This is a genomic window from Micromonospora globbae (assembly GCF_036184225.1).
GTDB lineage: Bacteria > Actinomycetota > Actinomycetes > Mycobacteriales > Micromonosporaceae > Micromonospora > Micromonospora globbae.
In genome coordinates this window covers 2,618,603-2,642,709 of sequence record NZ_CP108084.1, presented here as the reverse complement: position 1 = coordinate 2,642,709, position 24,107 = coordinate 2,618,603, and the positions used below count along the sequence as shown (strand labels likewise).

21 protein-coding genes are annotated in these 24,107 nt (G+C 70.6%); 13 read left to right on the top strand and 8 right to left on the bottom strand.

Features of this window, described 5'->3' with window-relative positions:
* Window positions 1-95: 95 nt before the first annotated feature.
* Entirely contained in the window at window positions 96-4,787 is a 4,692-nt protein-coding gene (locus OG994_RS11635; protein WP_328853187.1) for a golvesin C-terminal-like domain-containing protein, read from the bottom strand.
* 297 nt (window positions 4,788-5,084) lie between these two features.
* Between OG994_RS11635 and OG994_RS11630 the strand changes: the two genes are divergently transcribed.
* The 8 genes from OG994_RS11630 (at window position 5,085) to OG994_RS11595 (ending at window position 13,116) form a co-directional block, all read left to right on the top strand.
* The gene (locus OG994_RS11630) at window positions 5,085-6,560 is read left to right on the top strand and encodes an ABC transporter substrate-binding protein (protein ID WP_328853186.1); all 1,476 of its coding nucleotides are present in this window, start codon (window positions 5,085-5,087) and stop codon (window positions 6,558-6,560) included.
* Complete coding sequence (locus OG994_RS11625) at window positions 6,557-7,549, top strand: carbohydrate ABC transporter permease (RefSeq protein WP_204985307.1); 993 nt, start codon at window positions 6,557-6,559, stop codon at window positions 7,547-7,549. Before OG994_RS11630 ends, OG994_RS11625 begins: the two co-directional genes overlap by 4 nt.
* The gene (locus OG994_RS11620; RefSeq protein WP_120331641.1) at window positions 7,549-8,367 is read left to right on the top strand and encodes a carbohydrate ABC transporter permease; all 819 of its coding nucleotides are present in this window, start codon (window positions 7,549-7,551) and stop codon (window positions 8,365-8,367) included. Before OG994_RS11625 ends, OG994_RS11620 begins: the two co-directional genes overlap by 1 nt.
* Window positions 8,351-9,238 carry an SMP-30/gluconolactonase/LRE family protein gene (locus OG994_RS11615; RefSeq protein WP_328853185.1) on the top strand — a complete coding sequence of 296 codons (888 nt, stop codon included), beginning with the start codon at window positions 8,351-8,353 and terminating at the stop codon, window positions 9,236-9,238. Before OG994_RS11620 ends, OG994_RS11615 begins: the two co-directional genes overlap by 17 nt.
* Window positions 9,235-10,377, top strand: a complete 1,143-nt coding sequence (locus OG994_RS11610; protein ID WP_328853184.1) for a mandelate racemase/muconate lactonizing enzyme family protein — start codon at window positions 9,235-9,237, stop codon at window positions 10,375-10,377. The genes OG994_RS11615 and OG994_RS11610 overlap by 4 nt, the downstream gene beginning before the upstream one ends.
* Before the next feature lie 5 nt (window positions 10,378-10,382).
* Window positions 10,383-11,141 carry an NAD-dependent epimerase/dehydratase family protein gene (locus tag OG994_RS11605; protein WP_328853183.1) on the top strand — a complete coding sequence of 253 codons (759 nt, stop codon included), beginning with the start codon at window positions 10,383-10,385 and terminating at the stop codon, window positions 11,139-11,141.
* 222 nt (window positions 11,142-11,363) lie between these two features.
* The gene (locus tag OG994_RS11600) at window positions 11,364-12,443 is read left to right on the top strand and encodes a tetratricopeptide repeat protein (RefSeq protein WP_328853182.1); all 1,080 of its coding nucleotides are present in this window, start codon (window positions 11,364-11,366) and stop codon (window positions 12,441-12,443) included.
* A gap of 322 nt (window positions 12,444-12,765) precedes the next feature.
* Entirely contained in the window at window positions 12,766-13,116 is a 351-nt protein-coding gene (locus OG994_RS11595) for a hypothetical protein (RefSeq protein ID WP_328853181.1), read from the top strand.
* Between the two features lie 160 nt (window positions 13,117-13,276).
* On the opposite strand, the gene OG994_RS11590 is transcribed toward OG994_RS11595, so the two are convergent.
* On the bottom strand, window positions 13,277-13,924 hold the full coding sequence (locus OG994_RS11590; RefSeq protein ID WP_120331634.1) for a TetR/AcrR family transcriptional regulator: 648 nt from the start codon (window positions 13,922-13,924) through the stop codon (window positions 13,277-13,279).
* 153 nt (window positions 13,925-14,077) lie between these two features.
* Here OG994_RS11590 and OG994_RS11585 point away from each other — a divergent pair, with 153 nt between their 5' ends.
* Window positions 14,078-14,629 carry a dihydrofolate reductase family protein gene (locus OG994_RS11585; protein WP_328853180.1) on the top strand — a complete coding sequence of 184 codons (552 nt, stop codon included), beginning with the start codon at window positions 14,078-14,080 and terminating at the stop codon, window positions 14,627-14,629.
* A 232-nt stretch (window positions 14,630-14,861) separates the two neighbouring features.
* Window positions 14,862-15,158, top strand: coding sequence for a metal-sensitive transcriptional regulator (locus tag OG994_RS11580; RefSeq protein ID WP_074311710.1), 297 nt, complete (start codon window positions 14,862-14,864; stop codon window positions 15,156-15,158).
* 376 nt (window positions 15,159-15,534) lie between these two features.
* Here OG994_RS11580 and OG994_RS11575 read toward each other — a convergent pair whose 3' ends face one another.
* Window positions 15,535-16,962: an MFS transporter gene (locus OG994_RS11575; RefSeq protein WP_328853179.1), complete on the bottom strand. Its 1,428-nt coding sequence runs from the start codon at window positions 16,960-16,962 to the stop codon at window positions 15,535-15,537.
* Window positions 16,963-17,226: 264 nt separating this feature from the next.
* Between OG994_RS11575 and OG994_RS11570 the strand changes: the two genes are divergently transcribed.
* Window positions 17,227-17,511, top strand: coding sequence for a heavy-metal-associated domain-containing protein (locus tag OG994_RS11570; RefSeq protein WP_407942580.1), 285 nt, complete (start codon window positions 17,227-17,229; stop codon window positions 17,509-17,511).
* A gap of 398 nt (window positions 17,512-17,909) precedes the next feature.
* Here the strand turns inward: OG994_RS11570 and OG994_RS11565 are convergent, their stop codons facing one another.
* The 3 genes from OG994_RS11565 to OG994_RS11555 form a co-directional block, all read right to left on the bottom strand.
* On the bottom strand, window positions 17,910-20,177 hold the full coding sequence (locus OG994_RS11565) for a heavy metal translocating P-type ATPase (protein ID WP_328853178.1): 2,268 nt from the start codon (window positions 20,175-20,177) through the stop codon (window positions 17,910-17,912).
* Between the two features lie 203 nt (window positions 20,178-20,380).
* Window positions 20,381-20,839 (bottom strand): Clp protease N-terminal domain-containing protein, encoded by a 459-nt coding sequence (locus tag OG994_RS11560; protein WP_328853177.1) that lies wholly within the window; start codon window positions 20,837-20,839, stop codon window positions 20,381-20,383.
* Window positions 20,840-20,845: 6 nt separating this feature from the next.
* The gene (locus tag OG994_RS11555; protein ID WP_120331630.1) at window positions 20,846-21,049 is read right to left on the bottom strand and encodes a helix-turn-helix domain-containing protein; all 204 of its coding nucleotides are present in this window, start codon (window positions 21,047-21,049) and stop codon (window positions 20,846-20,848) included.
* Between the two features lie 73 nt (window positions 21,050-21,122).
* On the opposite strand from OG994_RS11555, the gene OG994_RS11550 reads away from it, so the two are divergent.
* Entirely contained in the window at window positions 21,123-21,791 is a 669-nt protein-coding gene (locus OG994_RS11550) for a DUF998 domain-containing protein (RefSeq protein WP_120331629.1), read from the top strand.
* A gap of 104 nt (window positions 21,792-21,895) precedes the next feature.
* Here the strand turns inward: OG994_RS11550 and OG994_RS11545 are convergent, their stop codons facing one another.
* Both OG994_RS11545 and OG994_RS11540 read right to left on the bottom strand, forming a co-directional pair.
* Window positions 21,896-23,122, bottom strand: coding sequence for an RNA polymerase sigma factor (locus OG994_RS11545; protein ID WP_328853176.1), 1,227 nt, complete (start codon window positions 23,120-23,122; stop codon window positions 21,896-21,898).
* On the bottom strand, window positions 23,119-23,649 hold the full coding sequence (locus OG994_RS11540) for a YciI family protein (protein ID WP_328853175.1): 531 nt from the start codon (window positions 23,647-23,649) through the stop codon (window positions 23,119-23,121). The genes OG994_RS11545 and OG994_RS11540 overlap by 4 nt, the downstream gene beginning before the upstream one ends.
* Window positions 23,650-23,678: 29 nt before the next feature.
* Between OG994_RS11540 and OG994_RS11535 the strand changes: the two genes are divergently transcribed.
* The gene (locus OG994_RS11535; RefSeq protein ID WP_328853174.1) at window positions 23,679-24,092 is read left to right on the top strand and encodes a DoxX family protein; all 414 of its coding nucleotides are present in this window, start codon (window positions 23,679-23,681) and stop codon (window positions 24,090-24,092) included.
* Window positions 24,093-24,107 lie beyond the last annotated feature (15 nt).

Genomic DNA, 24,107 nt, shown 5'->3' with positions numbered 1-24,107 from the left:
GCCCATCCTCAGAACGTAGGAGTGCAATCCAGATTACGGATCATACATCGCCAAGCGGCGTGGGCCGTCGGCCGGCCGACGGCCCACGCCGCTTCTCAGCAGTCCGGCTCGCCGGCCGGGGCGACCGGTTCGAACCGGACGGCGTCGGCCCGGTGATGCCCGCTCTGCTGCGCCGAGAGACTCACCGCGGCGGTGGTCGGGTCGAGGTCCCACACGCCCAGCACCCGCCATTGCCCGGCGTCGGTGGTCTGGTCGACGGTGAGGGTGGCGGTGCCGGTCGTGTGCACGACCCGGTAGGTGGCCGCCGTGGTGGTGGTGGCGTTGGTCGGATACCAGACGCTGACCCGGTACCGGCCGGCCGGCAGCGTCGGCCGCCACGTCGCCACGGAGCCCGTGCCACCGCTGGCGAACCGGGTGGTGCTGCCGGCGTACCCCTTGAGCGTGCTGGCACTCCACGTGCCTTCCTCGGTGTAGCCGGGCTGGCCGTCGTCGACGACGACCGCCCGCGCCGGATCGGGCGTCCCGACCGGCACGGCGATCCGGTCCACCGCCCCGGCACCGTGCAGGGCCACCTCGTGCAGCGCGCCGACCGTGGCGTCGGGCGGCGCGGTCGCGGTGAAGCTGACCTGCTGTGCGGCGTTCGGTGCGAGGGCGACCGGGATGGAGGCAGGGGTGCTGCGCCACCCGTCCGGCAGGGCGAGGGTGGCGCAGCCGGTCGCGCCCGCCATCGAGGACGCGGTGATGGTCGCCGTGACCGTGGTGCTGCCACCGGGCGCCGGCACCGGTTCGGCGGCGAGCCCGGTGATCCGCGGTCGTACCGCGTCCGGATCCACCGGCCGCAACCGGACGGCGCTGACCCGGTGGTAGGCCGGATCGTCGACGACGAGCCGGACGAAGCCCTCCTCGCCGGCGGTGAACGGGAAGGTCCCGAGGACCCGCCACGTGCGGGGATCCTGCTGCTGATCGACCCGTACCGGAGTGTCACCGTCGCGGTGGTGCACCACGTAGTCGGCCTCGGTGGTGGTCTCGTTGTTGGACGGGTACCAGACGGCGACCTCGTACCACCCGGCCTCGGGCACGATCGGACGCCAGGTCGCCGTGCCGCCGAGCTTGCCCTCCGCGCTGTAGCGCGACGGGATCCCGTTGTACCCGGCCAGGCCGCTGGCCAGCCACTCACCGGTCTCGGTGTACCGGGGGCGGATGTCCTGCGGGGTGACGATGATGTCCTCGCTGGCGATCCTTACCTGTGCGGTGGCCTCGGCGCCGGTGTCCAGCGCCGCGCTCACCCGGTACGTCTGGTCGCGTGCGGCGGTGGCGGGTGAGGTGAGGGTGAAGCGGTACGCTCCTTCGCCGCGCGCGGCGACCTCGTAGGACACGCTCGCCGGGGTGACCGTCCAGCCGGCCGGCGGTGTCAGGCGCAGCGTGCCGCGGGCGGTGGTCGGGCCGACGTTGAGCACGCTGGCGGTGACCGTGGTGGCGTCACCCGGTTCGGCGAGTTCCGCCGGTGCCGCGACCAGAGCGCTCAGCCGGGTGGGTGGCCGGACGGTGAGCCGTCCCGCCGTGAGCGCGACCTCGCCGCCGCGCCAGCTCGCCGTCGTCGCCAGCGCGACCGTGCCGGGAGCGGCGTCGGGCGCGACCGACAGGTCGTAGCGCCAGGTCGCCGCGGTCCCGGCGGGCACGGTGGACGGTTGCTGTCCCGCCGGCCGGGCCGACCAGCCCGCCGGGAGGTCGAGGGCGACGGTCGGGTCCACCAGGGCAGCCGGGCCGTCGTTGCGGACGGTCACGGTGACGCCCAGGGTGTCGCCCGGTGTGGTGTGCGGCGAGGCGGGGGTCACCGCGCCGCAGACCGGCGTACCGGTGGGGCAGTGGCCGGTCACCGCCGGCGGCAGGCGCAGGGTGGCCTCGCCCGTTCCGGCGGCGTCGGTGCTGATCCGGTACGTGAAGGCCGCGCCGGCGTCGTCCACCGGGATCGTCCACTCGTTGGGGTAGATCCGGTCAGCCACCTGGTGCCAGGTGGCCCCGCCGTCGGTGGACCAGTGCAGGGTCGCCGGGGCCTCGGTGGCCGCCTGCACGTACGCGTCGTAGCCGCTGTCGTCCGGACGGGTCAGCAGCATGCCCCGGGCGGCCCCGATCGGGCTGTCGTCGTCGAAGCGGTAGCTGTCCTGGCCGACGTCGGCCTGCTCGCCACCGACCTGGTGCGTCACCCCCGGCACCTGCACGCCCCGCACGACGAGCGCGGTGATGCCCCGGCCGGCCACGGTGACCGGCAGCGTCGCGCCGTGCATCGTGGTGACGCTCCGGGAGCCGTTGTCGCGGATGACCTCGACCTGGTACGCGCGGTCGCGCTGCACCCCGCTGATCGTCGGATCGAAGCGCACCACGCTGTGCGAGGTCGTCGTGGCCTCGTTCGTCAGGCTGACGTAGAGGCTGTCGTTGCCGTGCCCGGTGATCCAGTTCAGTTGCGGGTCGGTGACGTCGACGATGCCCTTGGGCAGGTACGGCCAGACGCCGTCCTCACCGTAGAACTGGCCGGGCTGGTGTCCGTAGACGTGGAACTTGAAGTAGACGTAGTTGGTCTCGAAGGCGGCCGGAAAGCTGATCTTGCCGTTCGAGCGGTAGGTGTGCTCGGAGAGCAGGTAGTCCATCGCCAGCCCGAGCTGCGCCGGGATGTGGTGGTAGTAGATGGAGGTGAGTCCGGCCGGGCCGGTCAGCGGGAAGTCCGGGCGCATCTGGGCCGCGGTGAACTCCCGGTAGTAGTAGCCGGGGTAGTTGGTGAAGCGGCCGACCACGAGGTTGTGCGCCACGTCGGCGAGCAGCCGGTCGTCGGTGTGGGCGGCGAGGCGCAGCAGGAACGGCGCCCAGATGGGGTTCATCACCAGGCCGCCGCCGGGGTTCTCCCGACCCGCCGCGATCTTGTACGTGCTGAGCTGTTCGAAGGTCATGCCGTTGGTGGAGACCATCCAGGCCGGCACCTCCTCGGCCGGCACGTCCGTCTTCGGGTAGTCGTAGGTCACGCGGGGGTTCCACCGGTCCACCTGGGCGTCGATCCAGCCATCGGCGTTGACGGTGACGGTGCCCTCGGGGACCGGGCGCACCATGGTCTGCGTCACGAACCGTTTCGCCTCGGTGTAGGCGGCGTCGAGGTAGCGCTTCTCGTGGGTCTCCTCGTACAGCTCCAGCAGCTCGATCCAACCCTTGGAGTAGTTGAACTGGAAGCCGTTCTCGGCGATGTTCGTCGTGTACGGGGGATCGATCTGGGCGGCGATGTAGCGGTCCGCCTCGGCCTTGGCCTCCGCCAGGTAGGCCGGGTCGCCGGTGAGTCGCCAGGCCGCCAGCGGAGTGCTCACCGGCGTCCGGCTGTCCTTGCGCGGGTTGTCCTGGATCGACTTCAGGGCCAGTTCGTGCAGGCCGGCCACCTGTCCTCGCGTCTGCTCGTACAGCGGCACGAGGGTGGAGGCGTCCCCGGCCACGCTTGCGACGCGCCAGGCGTTGGTGTCGCCGTAGACCGGGTTTCCCTTGATCGGGGTCCAGCCGATCCCGTTGCGGGACACCTGGTACTCCAGTGACGGTCGCGCCCGCTTGTCGTAGAGCTCCCGGTCACCGGTGAGGTAGTAGGCGCTCAGCAGGACGCCGCTGGTGGCGGTGCGCACGGCCCGGTCGTTCTCGGTGTCCACGAAGCCCTTGGCCCGGTCCCACCAACCCGACAGCGAGCGCTGGTAGGTCTCGCTGTCGTCGGCGTCGGAGTCCCGCATCACCAGGTCGACGAGGTTGTGCACGGTGTCGGTGAGCGAGGTGTCGTAGATGTTGCGCCGGTAGGCGGAGTAGTCGTACTCGTCGCGTACCAGCTGGGTGTAGGCCTGGTACATCGTCGCGGGGCGGGCGTAGACGCCGAAGGTGAACTGGTGCCGTTGCCCGGTCTGCAGGGGCGAGAGCCGGCCGACCTGTGGCGCGAAGGCGGTGGGCTGCACGCCCCCACTGTCGTTGCGCAGGCTCATCCCGAACGGCTGCCCGTCCGCGCCGGCGTCGCGTTGGTGTTCGAACGGGATCACCTCGGCCGGCGCGTACACCCCGCTGGTGACCTGCTGCCCTGCGACGGTGCGTTCCATCAGGCAGGCCGGCGCCATCAGTTCCCACGCGCTCAGTGCCTCGGCGCCGTAGACGACGCGGGCGTGCTGGCGGCTGCCGCAGAGCACCTCGTCGACGTCGGCGAAGGGGGTGATGTCGAGGGACTGGTAGCCGACGACGAAGTGGTCGGCGCGGCGGGCGGTCAGTGTCCAGGACGCCTCCGGGTTGTCGCCCGCGACCGACCAGCGGACGGTCAGCTCGTAAGCGCCCGCCGCGCTGGTCCGCAGCTCGACCGTCCGCCCGTCGACCTGCTTCAGGTCGGTGAAGCCGACCCAGGCGGGGTTCATGGAGCTGTAGTAGTCGGTGGGGGTTCCGCCGTCCCCGCTGAGCACGAGCCACTGCTCGTCGAAGCGTCGCTGCGCGTCGGTGACCGGCAGCCAGCCACCGCGGGTGCGGACCAGGATCTCGCGCAGGTAGGTCTCGCCGCCGCGCCAGGTGGCGTGATGGAAGATCATCCGATGGTGTCGGCCTTCGATGCTGGCCACCCGGCGCAGCTGCAGGTCGGGCTTGTCCAGCTCCCGCAACGGGGTGGCGAACGGCGCCTGGTCCTGGGCTGCCGGCGCCGCGACGGCCACCCCGGAGGGCAGCACCAGCGCCGCGAGGGCGAGGAGAAGGGTGAGTGTGGAACGATGCCGCCTCGATAGTGTGGGCCTCACATCCATGAAGTGGATAGTTAATGCAATCGATGGCGCTGTCAAGGGTGTGCCGGGGCGCGACCTGCCTGCCCGCGCTGAGCAGCCAGCCTTCTGCTAAGAGCACCGCCACGGCTGCCGTGTGCCGAGTGTCCGCGCGGCAGCGGCATGCGTTTCAGACCCACATTGCGGATGCCTATTGCACAACATGGTCGGTGACGCTTACTGTCCTCACACGCTCGTCACCACGTCGAAACATGGATCAACACCTTCGTCCTCGTTGGCCGACCGGCACCGCCACCCGGTGACCGAACACAGGAGTAGGACATGATGGAACCAGAACTCACCCGCCGGTCCCTGCTGCGGATCCTCGGCGTGGGCGCTGCCGCCACCGCGGTCGGCGGGCTGACCACCGCCTGCAACCTGGTGGGCAGCAGCGACAAGCCCAGCGGGGACAAGGTGCGCATCAAGGTCATGCTGGTGCCCGACCCGACCGGCGCCTCCCAGTTCTACCGCGAACAGTTCGACCGCTTCGAGGAGAAGAACCCGGACATCGAGGTCCAGATCATCGAGAACCCGACCGACCAGCAGGTCAACGCGATCGAACTCAGCTTCCAGCAGGGCGACCCGCCGGACGTCTTCCGGGCACAGGACAACGGCTTCGACCGCATCTTCGACCGCGGCTGGATCGCCCCGCTCGACCAGTACGTCACCGACGAGTTCACGTCCCGATTCCCCGAGGGCAGCCTCGACCCTGCCACGTCCGGCCTGCACCGCGACGGCAAGCTCTACACCCTGCCGCTCGTCTGGGGCAAGTGGTCGGTGGTGCGGTTCCTGCTGGTCAACAACACCGCCGCGAAGGTGGGTGGGATCACGACCGCCCCGAAGACCTGGGAGGAACTGGAACAGGCCGCCGCCGCCATCACCCGCGCCGGCGGGGGCAGGACCTTCGGCTTCGCCGGGCTCTGGAGCAAGAGCAACCTGGCCCGCATGTTCCAGCACACCGCCGGCCCGTCCTCCATCGACAACGGCATCGACCTGCGCACCGGCCGGGCGGCCATCAACCACCCCTCGCTGGCCGCCGCCGTCGACCTGCTCACGCGGATGCACGCCGCGAAGACCATGACCCCCGGCTGGGAGAGCTGGACGGACGCCAGCAAGGTGCACACCGCGTTCGCCAAGGGCGAGCTGGCGATGTTCCTCGCGGCGCCGTACCAGATCAACGAGGTCCGAAAGCTCAACCCACAGCTCGACATGACCATCGCGGCCGTGCCGGTGCCCGCCGCCGGGCGAGGCGGCTACTCCGGGCAGACCGCCAGTTTCAGTCCCCTGTGGTCCATGTCCGCCCAGTCCAAGCACCCGGAGCAGGCGTGGAAGGTGATGGACTTCCTCGCCTCGAAGGACTTCCACCGCGCCTACTACGAGAAGTTCGGCACCCTCACCGCACTGGAGAGTGCCTGGCAGGACAAGGCGGCGAGCAACGCGGACCAGAAGGCGATCATGGACATCGCTGCGGAGACCGTACGGCTGATCCCCAACCCGGTGCTCGCCAGCAAGGGCGGCAAGGAACTGATGTCGGCCATCCGCGGCAAGCAGGACCTGCAATGGTCCGAAATCGCGCTCCCGGCGATCCTGCGCAACCAGCCCTTCGACCGCGCCGCCGCCGACCTCAACGCCAAGCTCGACGCCTTCATCGACGAGCAGGCCAAGGCCATTTCCGCCAAGGGGACACCGGCCTCGCGCGCCGACCTCACCTTCCCCACCTGGAACCCGCTGCAACCGTTCAACCCGAGTCAGAAGTGACCAGCACATCAACCGTCGGCCCGGGCGGCACCACCGAGCAGGTGGCGCCACCACCCCAGCGCCCTCCCGCCACCCCGCGGCGGCGCCGCCCCGGCACACTGCGCCGGCACGCCTGGCAGTACGTCTTCCTCGCCCCGATGCTGCTGCTGTTCGTGGCCTTCACCCTCTGGCCCATGGTCGCCAGCTGGTGGTACTCGTTCTTCGACTGGGACGGGGTGGGCCCTGCCACCGAGTGGGTCGGCTTCGCCAACTTCACCGAGGTGCTCACCAGCGGCCGGTTCTGGCACGCCTTCCGCAACTCCTTCCTCTTCTCACTGGTCGCGATCTGTGTGGAGATGCCACTGGCACTGCTCGTGGCGATCCTGCTCAACAGCCGTCGGCTGCGCGGACGCAACCTCTACCGGCTCCTGCTCTTCCTCCCGGTGGTGACCACCACCGCAGTCGTCGGCATCGTCTTCGCGGTCCTGCTGGACCCCGCCGGCGGGTTCATCAACGAGCTCCTGCGCTCCACCGGGCTCGTCGACTCGCCGGTGACCTTCCTCTCCGAGTCGTCCGCCCTGCCCACGGTCATGGCCATCGACGTGTGGAAGGGGTTCGGCATCACCCTCGTCTACTGGCTCGCCGCGCTGCAGACCGTTCCCGAGGATCTCTACGAGGCGTCGAAGGTCGACGGGGCGAACGGGCCCCAGACGCTGCGGCACGTCACCATCCCGGTGATCGCCCCGATCGGCGTGGTGATCCTGCTGCTCACCTTCCAGCGCAGCATGAACCCGTTCGACCTGGTCCAGGCGATGACGCAGGCCGGCCCCAACTACGCCACCGACGTGGTCGCCACCTACATCTACCGCTATGCCTTCAACCCCGAGCTGAACGCGCCCCGCTACGGCTTCGCCTGCGCCGCCGGCGTCGTGTTCGGGGTGATCACGCTGGTCATGACGGCGCTGCAGGGACCGCTGCTGCGCCGGCAGTACCTGAAGGGAAGCCGCTGATGCGCCGGATGCACCTGTGGCACCTGCTGCTGATCCCGCTCTGCCTGGCCTGGATCTATCCCTTCGTCTGGATGATCTCCACGGCCTTCAAATCCGAGCGGGAGGTCTTCCTCGGCGGCCTGTCGGTGCTACCGAAGGAGTGGACCCTCGACAACTTCACCCGCGCCTGGGACACCGCCCACTTCGGCACCTACCTGTCCAACACCGTCGTCTTCTCGGTCACCACCGTCGCCATCGTCCTGCTGGTCTCCGCCACCTCCGGATACGCCCTCGGCCGCGGCAGCCTGCCGGGCAAGAAGGTCATCGTCGGACTGCTCATCGCCACCATGTTCATCCCGCACGGCTACACGATCATCCCGATCTTCAAACTGGTCGACGGGCTCGGACTGAACAACGGCCTGCTCGGCGCGGTACTGGCCACCGCGGGCCCCGCGCACGTCGTACCCATCCTGCTGTTCATGGGGTACTTCGCCGGGATGCCCCAGGAGCTGGAGGACGCCGCGCGCATGGACGGCGCCAGCTATCCGCGAATCTTCTTCCGCATCATGCTGCCGCTGGCCAAGCCGGTAATCGGCACCGTGGCGCTGTTCAACTTCATGGCCGCGTGGAACGCCTTCTTCATCCCCCTGGTGTTCACCCTGGGCCGACCGGAGCTGCGCACACTCGGCGTCGGCATGTACAGCTTCTTCGGACAGGAGGCGACCGACTGGGGCGGTCTGGCCGCCGCGGCAACGATCAGCCTGCTTCCGATCATCGCGATCTTCCTGTTCCTGCAACGCACGTTCGTCGAGGGGATCGCGGGTGCGGTCAAGTCCTGACATCCTGTGGGCGCGCCCGATCTCCGCCGAGCGCTACGAGCTCGGCGAGGGGCCGCGGCTGGACCCGCGTACCGGCGAACTGCTGTGGGTGGACATCCGCGTCGGCCGGTTGTGGCGGGGACGGCTCACCGCCGACCGCATCGACGTCCTGGCCGGCCACGACATCGGGGCGGCGACCGGGTCGGTGGCGCCGCTGGCCGCCGACGGCGCCGGCTGGATCGTCGCAGCCGGGCGCGGATTCCGGCACGTGACGGCCGACGGCCACGTACGCCCGCTCCGCGACGTCGCCGCGCCCGGCACCCAGATGAACGACGGCGCCTGTGACCCGTCCGGCCGGTTCCTCGCCGGCAGCCAGGTCATCGCCGGCGGCGAACCCTATTCCGGCGGGCTCTACCGACTGGAGCCCGACGGTGCCGTGGCGACGGTGCTGACCGGGATCGGCTGCGCGAACGGGCTCGGGTTCGACCCGGCCGGCCAGACGATGTACCACGTGGACAGCCGCCGACGGCGGCTCACCAGCTACCGCTACGACCAGGCCACCGGAGAGGCCGCAGACCCGCGCGTGCTGGTCGAGTTCGACGACGCCACCCCCGACGGACTCTGCGTCGACGCCGAAGGCTGCCTCTGGGTGGCGATGTGGGACGGCTGGAACGTCCGCCGGCTCACCCCCGACGGCGTCGAACTGGCCCGGGTCCAGCTGCCGGTACCCCGACCAACCGCCGTCTGCCTGGCAGCCGGCACCCTCCTGGTGACCACGGCCTGGATCGGACTGGACGAGGGCGCCCGCCGGGCCGCACCGGACAGCGGCCGCATCTTCGCCGCCGACGTCGGCGTCGACGCGGCCCCCACGCACACCTGGGGGACAGGATGAGGATTACCGGGCTGGAGCTGCTGACCGTGCCGCAGGGCGCGAGCGCCATGCTCCTGGTTCTCGTGCACACCGACGACGGGCAGTACGGCGTGGGCGAGGTCGGCATGCGCTCGCGGTGGCGCGCCGTCCGTGGCGCGGTGGAGGACTTCGCCGAGGAGTTGGCCGGCGCCGACCCGAGCCGCATCGAACATCTCGGACAGCTGCTCGCCCGGTCGGGATTCTTCCCGGCCACCGGCGTGCTCGCCGCCGTACGCGCCGCCATCGACGTGGCGCTGTGGGACCTGCGCGGCAAGGCACTGGGCGTCCCGCTCTACGAGGTGTTCGGCGGCGCCTCCCGCGACCACATCGAGTGCTACGTGCACGTGCCGGGCGACGCCGTCAGAGACCCGGAGGCGATGGTCGCCGCCGCCGAGCGGCTCGTCGCGGCCGGCTGGCGCTACCTGCGGGTACCGGCGAACAGCCCGAACGGCGCCGAGTACGACCAGCGCGCAGCCCTGCGGCACACCATCGCGACCATGGAGCGCCTCCGCACCGTACTCGGCGACGAGGTCGAGCTGCTGCTCGACGTACACACCCGGTTCGAACCCGCCCAGGCGGTGACGCTCTGCCGGGAACTGGAGCCGACGCGCCCCTACTTCGTCGAGGACCCGCTGCGCAGCGAGCACCTCGACGGCTACCGCACGCTGCGCCAGCGCACCGGCGTCCCGCTCGCCGCAGGCGAACAGCTCGGCACGAAGTGGGAGTTCCGGCCGCTGATCGAGGGGGAACTGATCGACCACGCCCGGATCGACGTGGCCAACACCGGACTGACCGAGGCCCGCAAGATCGCCGCGATGGCCGAGGTCCACCACATCAACCTGGCCACCCACAACCCGCTCGGACCGATCACCGCCGCCGCGTCCGCGCACCTGAACCTGGTCCTGCCCAACGTGTCCGTGCAGGAACAGCCCTGGCCGGAGCTGACACTCCCGCCCGTGATCACCGCCGGACCCGAGCTGACGCCCGGCCGGATCAGACCGGCCGAGCGACCCGGCCTCGGCATCGAACTGGACCTCGCCGCCGCGCGCCGGCTCGACCACCGCGGCCCGGCACCCCTGCCCCTCTATCACCGCCCCGACGGCTCCTTCACGAACTGGTGACCGGAATGCGCGTACTGGTAACCGGCGCCGCCGGCGGAGTCGGCACCCTGCTACTGCCGCAACTCGCCGGTGACCACCACCTCCGGCTGACCGACCTGCGACCGCCCGAACACGCCGAGGGACACGAGGTGATGCTCGGCGACCTCGCTGACCCGGCATTCACCGAGCGGCTCTGCACCGACGTAGACGCAGTCGTGCACCTCGCCGCGAACCCGCGCCCCGGAGACGACTGGGACCAGCTACTCGGCCCCAACCTCGACGTGCCAGCCCGCATCCTGTCCGCCGCCGCCCGGACGGGCGTACGTCGCGTCGTTCTCGCCAGCTCCGTCCACGCCCTCGGCGGCTACCACCCGCCGTCCGCCCGTCCCGACTGCGGCCCGATCCGCGACACGTGGCCACCCCACCCGTGCTGCCGCTACGGCGCCACCAAGGTCTTCGGTGAGGCGGCCGCCCGGGTGTACGCGGACTCCGGTGCCTTCTCCGTCGTCTGTCTGCGGCTCGGCGGCTGCCAGCCCGTGCCGCCGACGCGCGGCTGGTGCGACACCTGGCTGGGACCAGCAGACCTCGGGCAGGCGGTACGCCTGGCGTTGCGGGCCGACGTCCGGTTCGGCACGTACACGATCACCTCGGCGACCAGCGCGGCTGTCTTCGACCTCGACGCCGCCCGCCGCGACCTCGGCTACGCACCGATCCAGAGCTGCGACACCTACCGGGACGCCATTCCCGACGGCCCATCGACGATGTGCCGAGCTCGGCGTCCGTGACAGTTCGACGGCGTGATGGCGAGCTTGCCGGCGGTGCGGGTGCGGGCGCCCGCCCGGCGGCAACCGTCCGTCGCAGATCGCCTGCCGGAGGTGGGCGTGGAGCTGCGTGCTCAGGAGTGCGCCAGTCGGGGAGTGGCGACGGGGAAGGTATCGACGGGTAGCGAAGGCTGCCGCCCGGCCTGCTCCAGCCAGGTGGCGCCGTCCTGACGCTAGGGTAGGCCGGTGACGAGGCAGGCGTCCGATGCCGGTGTGGCACGAGCCAGCGCCCTGCTGGAAGTCGGCCGGATCGATGCCGCACGGCGGGAGATCGCGGCCGTGCTGGCCGACGATCCGGACAATGCCGAGGCGCTGTACGTCCTGGCCCGCTCGCATCAGGCGGAGGACGAGTTCGCCGCCATGTTGGACGCGGCGGCCCGGGCCGTCGCGGTCGCGCCCGGACAGCACGAGGGCCACGTGTTGCTCGCGTTCGCCCAGATCGGCGTGGGCAACCCGGCGGAGGCACGAGCCAGCGCGTGCGAGGCCGTCCGTCTCGCGCCCGAGGACTGGCGCGGGCACGCCGCGCTGGCGCTCGCCCGGCTCAACCTCGGACAGCCGCGCCGCGCGTTCCAGACGATCAAGCAGGCGGTGAATCTGGCCCCCGAGTCGGCCGGCCCGCACCACATCCGGGCACTCATGTTCCACTCAATCGGCTGGCACCTGTTCGCCACGCGGTCGTACCGTCGCGCGCTGACGCTCGACCCGGAGCACCGGCCGGCGCTCACCGGGCTCGGTAGCATCGCCGCCACCCGAGGGTGGCTGACAGCCGCCGCCGGACACCTCAGCGCGGTACTGACCGCGGAACCAACAAACCACGCGGCACGCACCGAACTGGATCGGGTGGTCATCGCCGGCGTCGGCGGTTGGGCGGTCATCTCGGTCTGGACGGCCGGCTTCCTCGGCATGTTCGCGATGCTTCCGTGGATGTGGCTGGTGGCGCTGCTGCCGCCCCCACTGTGGCTGCTGTGGGCCGCCCGGACCTGGCGCGCCCTCACCCCGGGCGCGCGGGTCTACGCCGGACACGTCGCCCGCACGGACACCCGCGCACGTGTGCGACTGTTCGGGCTGGCGCTGTGCACGCTCACCGCGACCGGGCTGGTCATCACCGCGCTGCGCCAGGATGCGGATCGGCCGCCGGCGGCCCCCATGGTGGTCATGATGGTGGCACACGTCGTTGCGCTGCTTGCCACCGCAGCGGCGATCGTCATCACCGATCGCAAGGCCACCAGCCCACGTGCCGCCGACCCCAGATCCTCCTCCGAGTAGGGCACTCCCCGCCGGGTCCACGTGGGGCAGGTCGCCCAGGGTTCGCGCAGCCTCCGCACTCGCCCCACCCCAGCGATCTCAGGGCGTCGCCCCCCGACGTGGTAACCGACGACAACATCTAGCGGTGAAGAACTGCCCCATGCAGGCCCCGGCCGACCAAGTGGCGGGCCAGGTAATGCCTGAGGTGGCGGCGGCAGGGTCAGAGATATGACCCTTGGGTGGTTATCGGCTGGATCGGGTGACAGTGATAAAGTCAGATCTTTAGTGCAAGCCGCGCCCGACATCAGGCCGCCCTGACGCGCATCGGCATCGGAGGAAAGCCGTGGGCTACAAGGAACGACGGGCCAAGATGATCGCCGAACAGGCGGCGCCGTATCTGGAGCCCGGCGAGCAAATCCAGACGGGATTCATCACGGTGACCGGTTCGGGGATCTTCACGGTGCCGGCGGAGACGATCGTGGTCACCGACCGCGCGATCCTCGTCGTGGGCCGCGGCAAGGTACAGCGCCATCCGCGTGACTTCTGGTTCGGCAAGCCGACCGGGCTGTACCACAAGATCGAACTCGACCGCACCTACAAGGTGCACCGGCAGTGGTACCAGGAAATCGCCGCCGCCGACGAGGCGCTGCGCGAAGCGCAGACCCACGACGACCCGGCGGTCGGCGAGCAGTGAACCAGGCGATAGCGTCGCCGCGGCTCGCTTGCGCCACCGCGGCAGTATCCAGGGCAGTCATCGCCTCGTTGCGCGAGGGCGCGGGGAGGTTCGCCACGGACCCCGACCACTACGACTGCGACTGCTGGCCGGCGAGGCAGGCGCGGCGCCCGCTCGACCCTCAGGCTGTGGCGGGGCCGTAGGCGGCGAGGAACACCTCGACGGCGGAGTGGGCGATACGCTTCAGCTCGCGCGCCGACGGCAGGCCATCCGACCCGGCGAACATCGCCTGGTTCATCGGCTGGTACATCACGAGGCCCGCGAACTGGTACGCCGCTCGCCGCGGGTCGTCGAGGGACCGCAACAGCCCACGGCCCGCCATCTCCTGTAGCGAGTCGCCGAGGATCACCAGCGCTCGATCGAACCCCCGCTCGAACCAGGCTCGCCCCACCTCAGGGAATCGGTCCGCCTCCGCGATGACGAGACGTCGCAGGCGGAGCACGTCCGCCGCGAGCAGCCCGCGCAGCCAGCCCTCCGCAACCATGCGCAACGCCGCCCGGGCGTCGTTCGACCGTTCGAGCAGGCTCACGGTGGACGCGAGCCGCTCGACCGTGCCCAGCGTCGTTTCCAGGATCACCTCGGCGAAGAGCTTCTGCTTGTCGCCGTACATCTTGTAGACCGTCTGCTTCGACACGGCCGCGAGCGCGGCGATCTCGTCCGTGGTCGCCCCGACGTAACCGTTGCGCATGAAGACGTCCGCGGCGGCAGTCATGATCGCCTGGCGCTGCCGGGTGGTCCGGTCGGGCACGGCGCGTTGCTTGGCCCCCATGTGGTCTCCAACTGTTCCGGGGCGGCGGGGTGGACACGCTCGCCCGTTTGCGCCTAGCGTACCAAGCAGTACTACGAGTACTGATCGGTACTATGGGCGGCGCTCGCGGTGCTGCACCGGGCCAACACCGTCCCTGCTGAACAGGAGATCCGCATGGGTGAGATCAAAGCTGGTCTGTTCGTGTCGCTCGACGGGGTCACCGAGGCTCCCGAGACATGGCACTTCCCGTACTTCGACGACGAGATGGGCGCGGCCGTCGGTGCGTTGATGGCCACCGACGCCACGCTCTTCGGCCGGGTGACCTACACCGAGATGGCCGAATACTGGCCGAACGCCGACCCCGCCGATCCGACGACGGCGATGATGAACGGCGCCCGCAAGTACGTCGTCTCCAACACCCTCACGTCCGCGGACTGGGAGAACACCACGCTGATTCGCGGGGACGCCGCCGCTGAGGAGCTCGCCAAGCTCAAGCAGGACAGCCGGATCGGTGTCACCGGAAGCGTCACTCTGGTGCGCTGGCTGCTCGAGCAGCGGCTCCTCGACGAACTTCACCTGCTGGTGCACCCGATCGTGGTCGGGCACGGGAAGCGGCTCTTCCAGGACGGCCCCACGGTTCCCCTGAAGCTGGTGTCGTCCACCGCGTTCGCCAGCGGTGTGCTCCACCTGGTCTACGCCGCCGCCGACGAACCGGCTGAGGGTTGAGCTTCGGCGACACAGCCCGCCCGCCGGGTCGGATTGAGACGCAAGCCGGCAAACCGGCCCGGCGAGCCGACGTGAGTGGGTGCGTTCGGCATCGCCAGCCTCGCGCGGAGGAATGCGTGGCGTGCGAGGTGGTGGTGTGGGTGGGGTGGTAGGACGCCCCTGGAGTACCTATAGGGGGTATGCCTCGCACCGCACCGTAGCATACCCCCGAGGGGTACGGTACCCTGGTGTCATGACCACACCCACTCCGATCCGCGGATACACCGCCAGCAAGGATCAGCTGCTCGCGCGGCTCCGCCGCGTCGAGGGGCAGGTCCGCGGCGTCGAGAAGATGGTCGACGACGACCGGTACTGCATCGACGTGCTCACCCAGATCTCCGCAATCCAGGCCGCCCTGGACAAGGTCGCCCTCGGACTGCTCGATGGGCACGCCCGGCACTGCATGCACGAAGGCGCCGCCGAGGGCCGCGCCGACGAGATGGCCACCGAAATGATGGCCGCCGTCGGCCGGCTCATGAAGCGAGGCTGACACAGCCGCCGGTGGATCGACCGGTGACCGTACGGATGCTGGCCGTCACGCCAGCCCAGCCCGGGGAGTCAGCTCCTGTGCCGCTTCCCCTTCTCGTCGGGCGACAGCCAGCGCAGCTCTGACCGGTGCGTGCGCCGGCCGCCTCACGCCTCGCACGCCCAGAACGACTCAATGCCGGCCGATCACGTATCGGCCGGCATTGCCGCATCAGCCCCGCCAAAACCCTCGGGCGGCCGGCTCCGGGACCGGCCGCCCGACGGCGGGTTCTCGTTGTCTGTCAGGTTGCGTCGCACCCCAGCCGTGGCGGTGTCCGCCTCGTCATGACGACTTGTCCCGATGGACATCGGGCTGACGTTCGGGGTTCGGTCCGCTCATGTCAGCCGACCTGGACGTTCTCGGGCTCCGTCGCGCTCTGTGCATCGGAGGTGCGGGTGCGCAGGGTTACCGCGGCGGTGACGGCTCCGATGGCGGCGATGGCCGCGGCGCCGACGAAGGCGGCGGAGAAGCCGTCGGTGAGCGCCGGCAGGTCACCGACCCGATCCGCGCCGTACGAGGCGGCGACCGCCGTCATCGCGGCCAGGCCCAGCGCGGAACCGACCTGATAGCTGGTGTTGACGATCCCGGACGCAAGGCCGCCCTCCTCGGGTCGGGCGCTGGAGATGGCCGTGCCCAGCGACGGGATGAACGCCAGTGACATACCCAGCGCCGCGACGAGCGATGCGGGCAGGACGTCCACGGCGTAGCTGCCGCCGGGCCGGACGAGGGCCAACCATCCCAGCCCTGCGGCCAGTACGGTGAGTCCCGCCACCACCATCGGCTTCGGGCCGAACCGGTTGATCGCGCGCGGCGCCAGTGCGACCATCCCCACCATGATGAGGACCGTCATCGGAAGCAGCGCAGCGCCGCTGGGGAAGGCGCTGTAGCCGAGCACCTGCTGCAGGTAGAGGTTGAGGTAGAACCACATCGGGATCCACGCCGCCCCCAGTAGGAGCTGAGCGACGTTGGCCGCGGCGAGATTCGGCGTGCGGAAGATCGACAGCCGCATCAGCGGATCCCTGCGGGCGGCCTGGATGGCCACGAACGCCACCAGTGCGGCGACCGCACCGGCCAGGACGAGCCAGGTCTGCCCGGAGGCCCACCCCACTTCGGGGGCCCGGACGATCGCGTAGACCGCCGCCGCGAGACCGGCGGTGACGGTGAGCGCCCCGGCGACGTCGAGGGAACCGCGGCGGGCGCCGCCGGCGGGCATCAGCGCCGGGGCGGCCAGTACCGCGATCAGAGCGATCGGGATGTTGATGTAGAACACCCACGGCCAGCTGAGGTACTCGGTGATGACCCCGCCGAGGAAGACGCCGGCAGTACCGCCCGCCGGTGCCGCCGCACCGTAGAGCGCGAGCGCCGTGGTTAGTTCTCGCGGCTGGGCGCCGAAGAGCATCATCAACAGCGTCAGCGCCGACGGTGCGATCAGGGCGGCGCCGGCGCCCTGCGCGGCGCGGGCAGCCAGTTCCACCGCGACGCTGTCAGCCAGCCCGGCGGCCGCTGATCCGGCCAGCAGGATCAGCCACCCGGCGGTGAAGACGCGCCGCGCGCCGAACAGGTCCGACAGCCGGCCGCCGAGCAACAGCAGTCCCCCGAAGGCCACGACGTAGGCGTTGAACACCCACGACAGGTTCTCGGGTGAGAACCCGAGGTCGTCCTGCATACGCGGAAGGGCCACGCCGATGATCGAGGTGTCCATGATGACCATGAACTGAGCGAGCGCGATGAGCCCGAGGCCCCACCAGCGCTTGGATCCCTGTGACATCTCCACCACTCCTAAATGCCCCTAGGGGGTATGGGTAAGTGGGAGAATGTGTACCCCCTAGGGGTATCGCCTGTCAAGGGAGACCCTTGGCCGGCCTTAGGCTTTCGCGCTCTCGTGCGCACCTCATTGATCCCTCTACCCCCTATGGGTATATTCATCGTCCATGGGGCCGCGCTGGCTCCCGGGCCAACCGGCTGCCTGCCGGTTCCGTCCGGCGCGGCAGGGCGCCAGCCAGCGCCCCCCTTGGTCGAGAGGAGAGAGTTCATGTGCACCACTGGGACCAGTTGCGGCTGCGGCACGGCCACGGCCGACAGCACGCCGGCCGCGGTTGAGGCCGTCGACGGCGTACGCACCACCTACACCGTGTCGGGTATGACCTGCACCGGCTGCGCCAACAACGTGAGCAAGCAGATCCGCACGGTCGAGGGCGTGACCGGCGTCGAGATCGACGTGGCCTCAGGCACCGTCGCGGTCTCCAGCGCCGCGCCGCTGGAGATCGCCGACGTCCGCGCGGCCGTCGAGAAGGCCGGTTACCAGCTCGTGAGCTGAGCGGAGGTGATCCGCCGCGACCGACCGGCGACTCTGGAGCGGTCGCGGCGGATCAGTTCTTGTCGGTGTCCCACCGCGCGGCCTGGTCGTTCTATTCGGCGACGCCTGGCCTGAAGGTGATCCAGCCGCAGCAGCACGTCCGCGCCCGCCATCGACAGGGCGCATTCCTGCGGCGCCAGCCGCCTTCACCGGGCACGACGATACGTTCTTCGTGGCCACCGCGGACGCCGCGCGCTGCCCAGCACCGGCGCCGGCCCCCGTCTGGGCAACCCGGGCGACCTGTCGCGGCCCTCGCCCAATCGGGGGCGCTCCTCGTGACAGGGAGACCTGCGATGCATCCACAGCTCCTCGGGGCAGGTGGTGGCGGCGGCCCGGGCTGGGCCGCCGCCACACCGTGTTCAGGTCCCCGGGGCCAGGCGGACCCGCCTCAGCAGCTGGGCGTTGAGCGCCACGACGATCGTGGAGACCGACATGAGCACTGCGCCGACGGCCGGGCTGAGGCTGATCCCCGCCCAGGCGAGGACGCCGGCGGCGAGCGGGATCGCCACGACGTTGTAGCCGGCGGCCCAGGCCAGGTTCTGGATCATCTTTCGGTACGAGGCCCGGGACAGGCGGATGACGCCGGTGACACCACGCGGGTCGGAGGAGGCGAGGATGACCCCGGCGGACTCGATCGCGACGTCCGTGCCGGCACCGATCGCCAGTCCGACGTCGGCGCGGGCCAGGGCCGGCGCGTCGTTGACCCCGTCGCCGACCATCGCGACCGTGTATCCGCGGGCCTGCAGGTCGGCCACCGCCTCGTCCTTGTCGGCGGGCAGCACCTCGGCGAAGACCTCGTCGACGCCGGGGCGGAAGCCAAGGTCCGCGGCGACGGCTTCGGCGACCGGCCGCGCGTCACCCGTGATCATGACGATCTTCCGCACGCCCTGCTCGCGCAGCACCGCGATGGCCTCCCGGGCCTCGGGACGGACCTCGTCCTCCAACGCGAACGCCCCGATCGCCTCCGCGTGCCCACCCCCGACGAGGCGGACCAGGTGGAGCACGGCAGCCCCGCGGGCCGACCAGACGTGCGCTGCCCGGACCAGTTCGTCCGGCACCGCCGCCGCCATTTCCCGCAGCAGAGCCGGCCCACCCACTGCGTAGGTCGTACCGTCGACGACAGCCTGCACGCCGCGACCGGTCAGCGAGCGGAAGTCGCGCGCGGTGGCCTGCAGTCCCCGATCCTGTGCGACGGCCACCAGCGCCTTGGCCAGAGGATGCTCGCTGTCCGCCTCGACCGCGCCGGCGACGCGCAACACCTCGTCCTCGGTGACGCCGGCCGCGGCGGCCATGTCGGTGACCGTGTGCGCGCCCTTGGTCAGCGTGCCGGTCTTGTCGAACAGCACCGCATCGACGATGCGCATCCGCTCCAGCGCGAGGCGGTCCTTGACGAGGACGCCCGCCTTCGCCGACACGGCGGTCGAGAGCGCGATCACCAGCGGGATGGCCAACCCGAGGGCGTGCGGGCAGGCGATCACGAGGACCGTCACCGTGCGGACGACCGACTGGTCGAGGTCACCGAGCGCCCACCAGGCGCCGAAGGTGACCACCGCGGCGGCAGCGGCGACGTAGAACAGCATCGCCGCGAACCGGTCGGCGAGCACCTGAGCCCTGCCGCTGGAGGCCTGCGCCTGGGCGACGAGCCGCCCGATGCCGGCCAGTGCGGTATCCTCGCCGACCGCGTCGACGCGTACCCGCAAGGCGGAGTCGGTCGCCACGGTGCCGGCCACCACGCGGTCTCCCACGCCGCGCGGGACCGGGCGGGATTCGCCCGTGATCATCGACTCGTCCAGTTCCGCGGCGCCGTCGACGACGCGCCCGTCGGCGGGCACCCGACCGCCGGAGCGGACCAGGACGACGTCGCCGACCCGCAGTTCGCCCACCGGCACGCGGTGCGGCTCACCGTTGTCGTCGAGCCGTTCGGCGTCGTCGGGCAACAGCGCCGCCAGCGCGGCGAGCGCGCCCTGGGCCTGGCCGATCGCCTTCATCTCCTGCCAGTGACCGAGCAGCATGATGGTCACCAGCGCGGCGAGCTCCCACCAGAAGTCCAGGTCGAACGCGCCGAAGCTGGTGGCCAGGGAAGCCAGGTACGCCACGGTGATCGCCATGGAGATCAGCAGCATCATCCCCGGCGCCCGGTCGCGGACCTCGCGGACGCCGCCGACCAGGAACGGCCAGCCGCCGTAGAAGAAGACCACCGATCCGAGGACCGGACCGACCAGGCCCCTGCCCGGGAAGTCCAGGGAGTAACCGAACCAGTCCATCACCATGTGACTGGTCGCCACGATCGGCAGTGTCAGGGCGAGGCTGAGCCAGAACTTGCGGCGGAACTGCTCAGGATCATGTCCGGCGTGCTTGTCGTGCCCACCGTGTCCCCCGTGACCCGCGTGGTCGCCGTGGCCTGGGTGGTGGTGACCGCTAGCAGCCTCACCGCGCCGGCCCTGGTGCGCCGCACCGGCGTGGGAGGCGTCGTGTTCGTGGTGCTCTGCCGGGGGTTTTGGCGTGGACGGGCCCGGGGCCGGACCGTGGTGTGGTGCCCTATGGTCGTGGCCCTCGTGGGAGTGCGGTGGCACCGCCGCCTCGCCCATGCCGTTCGCCTTCTCGTGTGCCGTGTGGTTGTTGCTCATACCGTCCACCTCCACACAGCACCATATACCCCCCGGGGGTACATGACAAACCTCTACCCCGAACCGGTATAGCTCGTGACGCGGGCGTTCATGGGGCCCATGATCAGCCGTGCCGGTTGCGGGGTGCGGTCGCGGGCGGCCGGTAAGGAGTGGCCTCCGCCAGCCGAGACGAACCGGGGGCCATCCAACCAAGCGGGCGACGGCTACGGCACCACACGGGCGCGGACAGCTACACGGTCCACGCCCACCTCGGCCAATACGTTCGTTGCGGGATCGGTGCGGTCACCATCCAGGAGCCCGGCCAGCAGGTGGACGACGGCGATCCGACGTGCGCCGGTGCGTCGGGCTACGGCGAGGGCCCTGGACAGGGTGGCCTTCGCGCCGGACGTGAACGGCAACCGTGTCGACGATTCCGTGATCGTGGCCCGCTCGACGCCACGGGCGTCGATGCCGATGGCGGCAAGGGCCGCCTCGTCCAGAGCGGCGAGCGCGGACCGTGCTGTCTCGATGTCGACGCCGAGCGTCTGGGCCGCCTCTACGTCATGCAGCACGCCGAGGAGCAGATGCTCCGTGCCGACGCGCCGGTCGCCGCGCCTCCGCGCCTCCGTCGGTGCGTGCACCGTAACCGCGGCTCGGGCGCCAGCCGTGAATCGTTCGAACATGGCGACTCACTTTCCATGCTTGGTGTGGGCGGACTGGCGGGAGACACCGAGCGCGTCGCCGATCTGCTCCCAGGTCCAACCTTCGGCTCGGGCGCGGGCCACCGCCGCAGCCTCGACCTGCTCGGCGAGCCGGTGCAGGGCACCGACGGCGCGAAGCAACACGGCCGGATCATGCGACCGCAACCGCGCGACCAGTGGGGACTCCTCCATGCCTGTCAGTTTGGGTTGACAAGCACCCCTTGTCAACCCAGACTGACAGCCCTCGACGACGCTGGAGGTCTCCATGTCCAAGGCCCCACTCATCTGCGGTACCGCCGCCGGCCCGCTGTTCGTGCTCAGCCTCCTGATCCAGGGCGCCACCCGCGACGGTTACGATCCGCTGCGCCATCCGGTCAGTTCCCTCGCCCTCGGCCACCACGGCTGGGTGCAGACCGCAACGTTCCTGGTCGCCGGCGTGTTGACCGCCGTACTCGCCGTCGGGCTCCGGCGGACTCTGCCCCGAGGACCCGGCCGGCTGTGGGGCCCGCTGTTCGTCGGCGTGTGGGCGCTCGGCCTCGTCGGCGCCGGCCTCTTCACCACCGACCCGGTCAGCGGTTACCCACCCGGCAGCCCGGACCGGTTGCCTGCCTACAGCAGCACCCACGCGGCCCTGCACGACGGCGTATCACTGCTCGCCTTCATCGCAATCATGGGAGCCTGCATCGTGTTCACCCTTCGGTTCGTCGCCGGCAACCAGTGGCGCTGGGCGTTCTACTCGGCCACGACCGCCGCCGTCGTCCTCGTCGCGCTCGGGCTGTCGAACGCCGCCTTCGCCCAATCGCAGAACCTCGTAGCGTTCGGTGGCCTGTTTCAGCGGATCATGATCGTCGTTGCCTGGTTGTGGCTGACCCTGCTCGCCTGGAAGACGTACCGCAGCGACGAGCGGTCAAGGCCAGGCGCCCGCGTCGGCTAGTACCGCACCGGCAGTTGTGGATGGCCTGTAGTGGTCCCGGCGGGCAGAGCCATGGGCTCCAGTGCGCCACTCCCTGTCCTCGGGCTGCCGCCGGGTTCCCAGGGTTACCGGGACGCGAGTCGGGCCTGTCGGAGCAGGTATTCGCGTTCGGGGACGCTCGCCGTCTGCTGTGCGGCGGCGTGGTACTGGGCGGCGGCTGCCTGGTGATCACCGGCTTGGTCGAGGAGGTGGGCGCGTACGGCGGCGAGGCGGTGGTTGCCCGTCATCCGAGGGTCGGAGTCGAGCGTTTCCAGCAGTGCCAGGCCGGCCCGGGGTCCGTGGACCATGGCGGTGGCGACGGCGCGGTTGAGGGTGACGACGGGGGTGTCGTCGAGACGCTGGAGCATGTCGTACAGGTTGAGGATGTGCCGCCAGTCGGTGTCCTCGGCGCGGGCGGCCTGGTCGTGCGCCGCGGCGATCGCCGCCTGGATCTGGTAGGGGCCCGGTCGACGGCGCGCCAGTGCGGCGGTGAGCAGCGTGATGCCTTGGTGGATGAGGCGGCGATCCCACCGGCCACGGTCTTGCTCTGCCAGCGGCACCAGTTCACCGGAGGGGCCGGTGCGCGCTGCCCGGCGGGCGTCGGTGAGGAGCAGCAGGGCGAGCAGGCCGGCGGCCTCGGCGTCGTCGGGGCGAGCCTGGTGGAGGGTACGGGCGAGCCGGATCGCCTCGGCGGCCAGATCCGTACGCTGGAGGGCGACGCCCGAGCTCGCCGTGTGGCCTTCGTTGAAGATGAGGTAGAGCACGTGCAGTACCGCCCGCAACCGACGGTCGTAGTCGTCCGGGGTGGGGGGTTCGAATCTGGCGCCGGCGTCCTTGATGCGCTGCTTGGCGCGGCTGATCCGCTGTGCCAGCGTCGCCTCGGGCACGAGCAGCGCGTGGGCGATCTCCGCCGTGGTCAGTCCGCCCACCGCTCGCAGTGTCAGCGCGATCTGCGAGGCCGCGGTGAGCGCGGGATGACAGCACAGGAACAGCAGCGTCAGGGTGTCGTCGGACGGCGTGTCGCCGATGTCGGCTGGCGGAGCCAACCAGTCCGCGGGCGGTACCTGCGCCGCGAGCGCCGTCTCGCGGCGCAGACGGGACTGCTCGCTGCGCAGGTGGTCGATCAGGCGTCGGGAGGCGACGCGGATCAGCCAGCCGCGCGGGTTGTCTGGTACGCCCTCGGCGGGCCACTGCGTGCTCGCGGCCAACAGGGCCTCCTGGGTGGCGTCCTCGGCCTCGTCGAAGTGCCCGTAGCGGCGCGTCACCGCGGCCAGGACCTTGGGCGCCAGTTCGCGCAGCAGGTCGGCGCTCATCCGTACACGGGTCGTAGTTCGACGCGGGTGGACACGACGCCGGCGAACCGGGCTGCCAACTCGATCGCCCGTTCGTGGGTCGCCACGTCGATGATGCCGAACCCGGCGAGGAACTCCTTGGTCTCGGCGTAGGGCCCGTCGGAGACCACGGGAGTGCCGCCGTGGATGTCGACCGTCTGCGCGGATGCCGGCTCGGACAGCCCGAAGGCGGTGACCAGCTCGCCGGTGGCGGCCAGTTCCTCGTGCAGCGCCTGCATCGCTTCGAAGTGAGCGGCGATCTCCGCGGGTGACATCGCGTTCGGGCCGGTACCGGCCAGCGCTTCCCAGTCCGATGGGCCGCCGTAGGTCATCACCATGTACTTCACCGTCACCTCCGCGTCCGCCCGGTCGGACATTGATACCAGATGACAGGAGCCGGTTCCGTCCGGCGACCGCGACGTGCCGTCATCGCGGAGCAGCAAAAAATCTTCAAAAGAATCTCGACCGGCGTGTAGAGAGCCGGTGGTCGGCTCCGACGTCTCGGGCACAGCAACGACGATCCGACGAGGAGAGCCCGATGACCGCCACCGTCACCACCCGTTCCACCAGCCGCTCGACCGCGCTGCGCCGCGCCGCATCGATGGGCCGATGGGTACTGCAGGTGTTCCTCGCCGTGCAGATCGCCTCGGGCGGGGTGCTCAAGCTCATCGGCGACGCGCGAATGGTCGACCTGTTCACCGACATCGGGATGGGGCAGTGGCTGCGCTACCTCGTCGGCGTCTGCGAGGTGGCCGCCGCCGTCGGCCTGCTGGTTCCGCGGCTGGCCGCGCTGGCCGCTCTCAGCCTCAGTGGGCTCATGGCCGGGGCCGTGGTCACCAACCTGCTCATCGGTGTCAACCCCGCGATGCCAGCCGCGTTCCTGCTGGTCGCCGGCGTGATCGTCTACAGCCGCCGCACCCAGCTGCGCCCACTCGTCACCCGCACCCGCTGACAACCCGACCGCTCA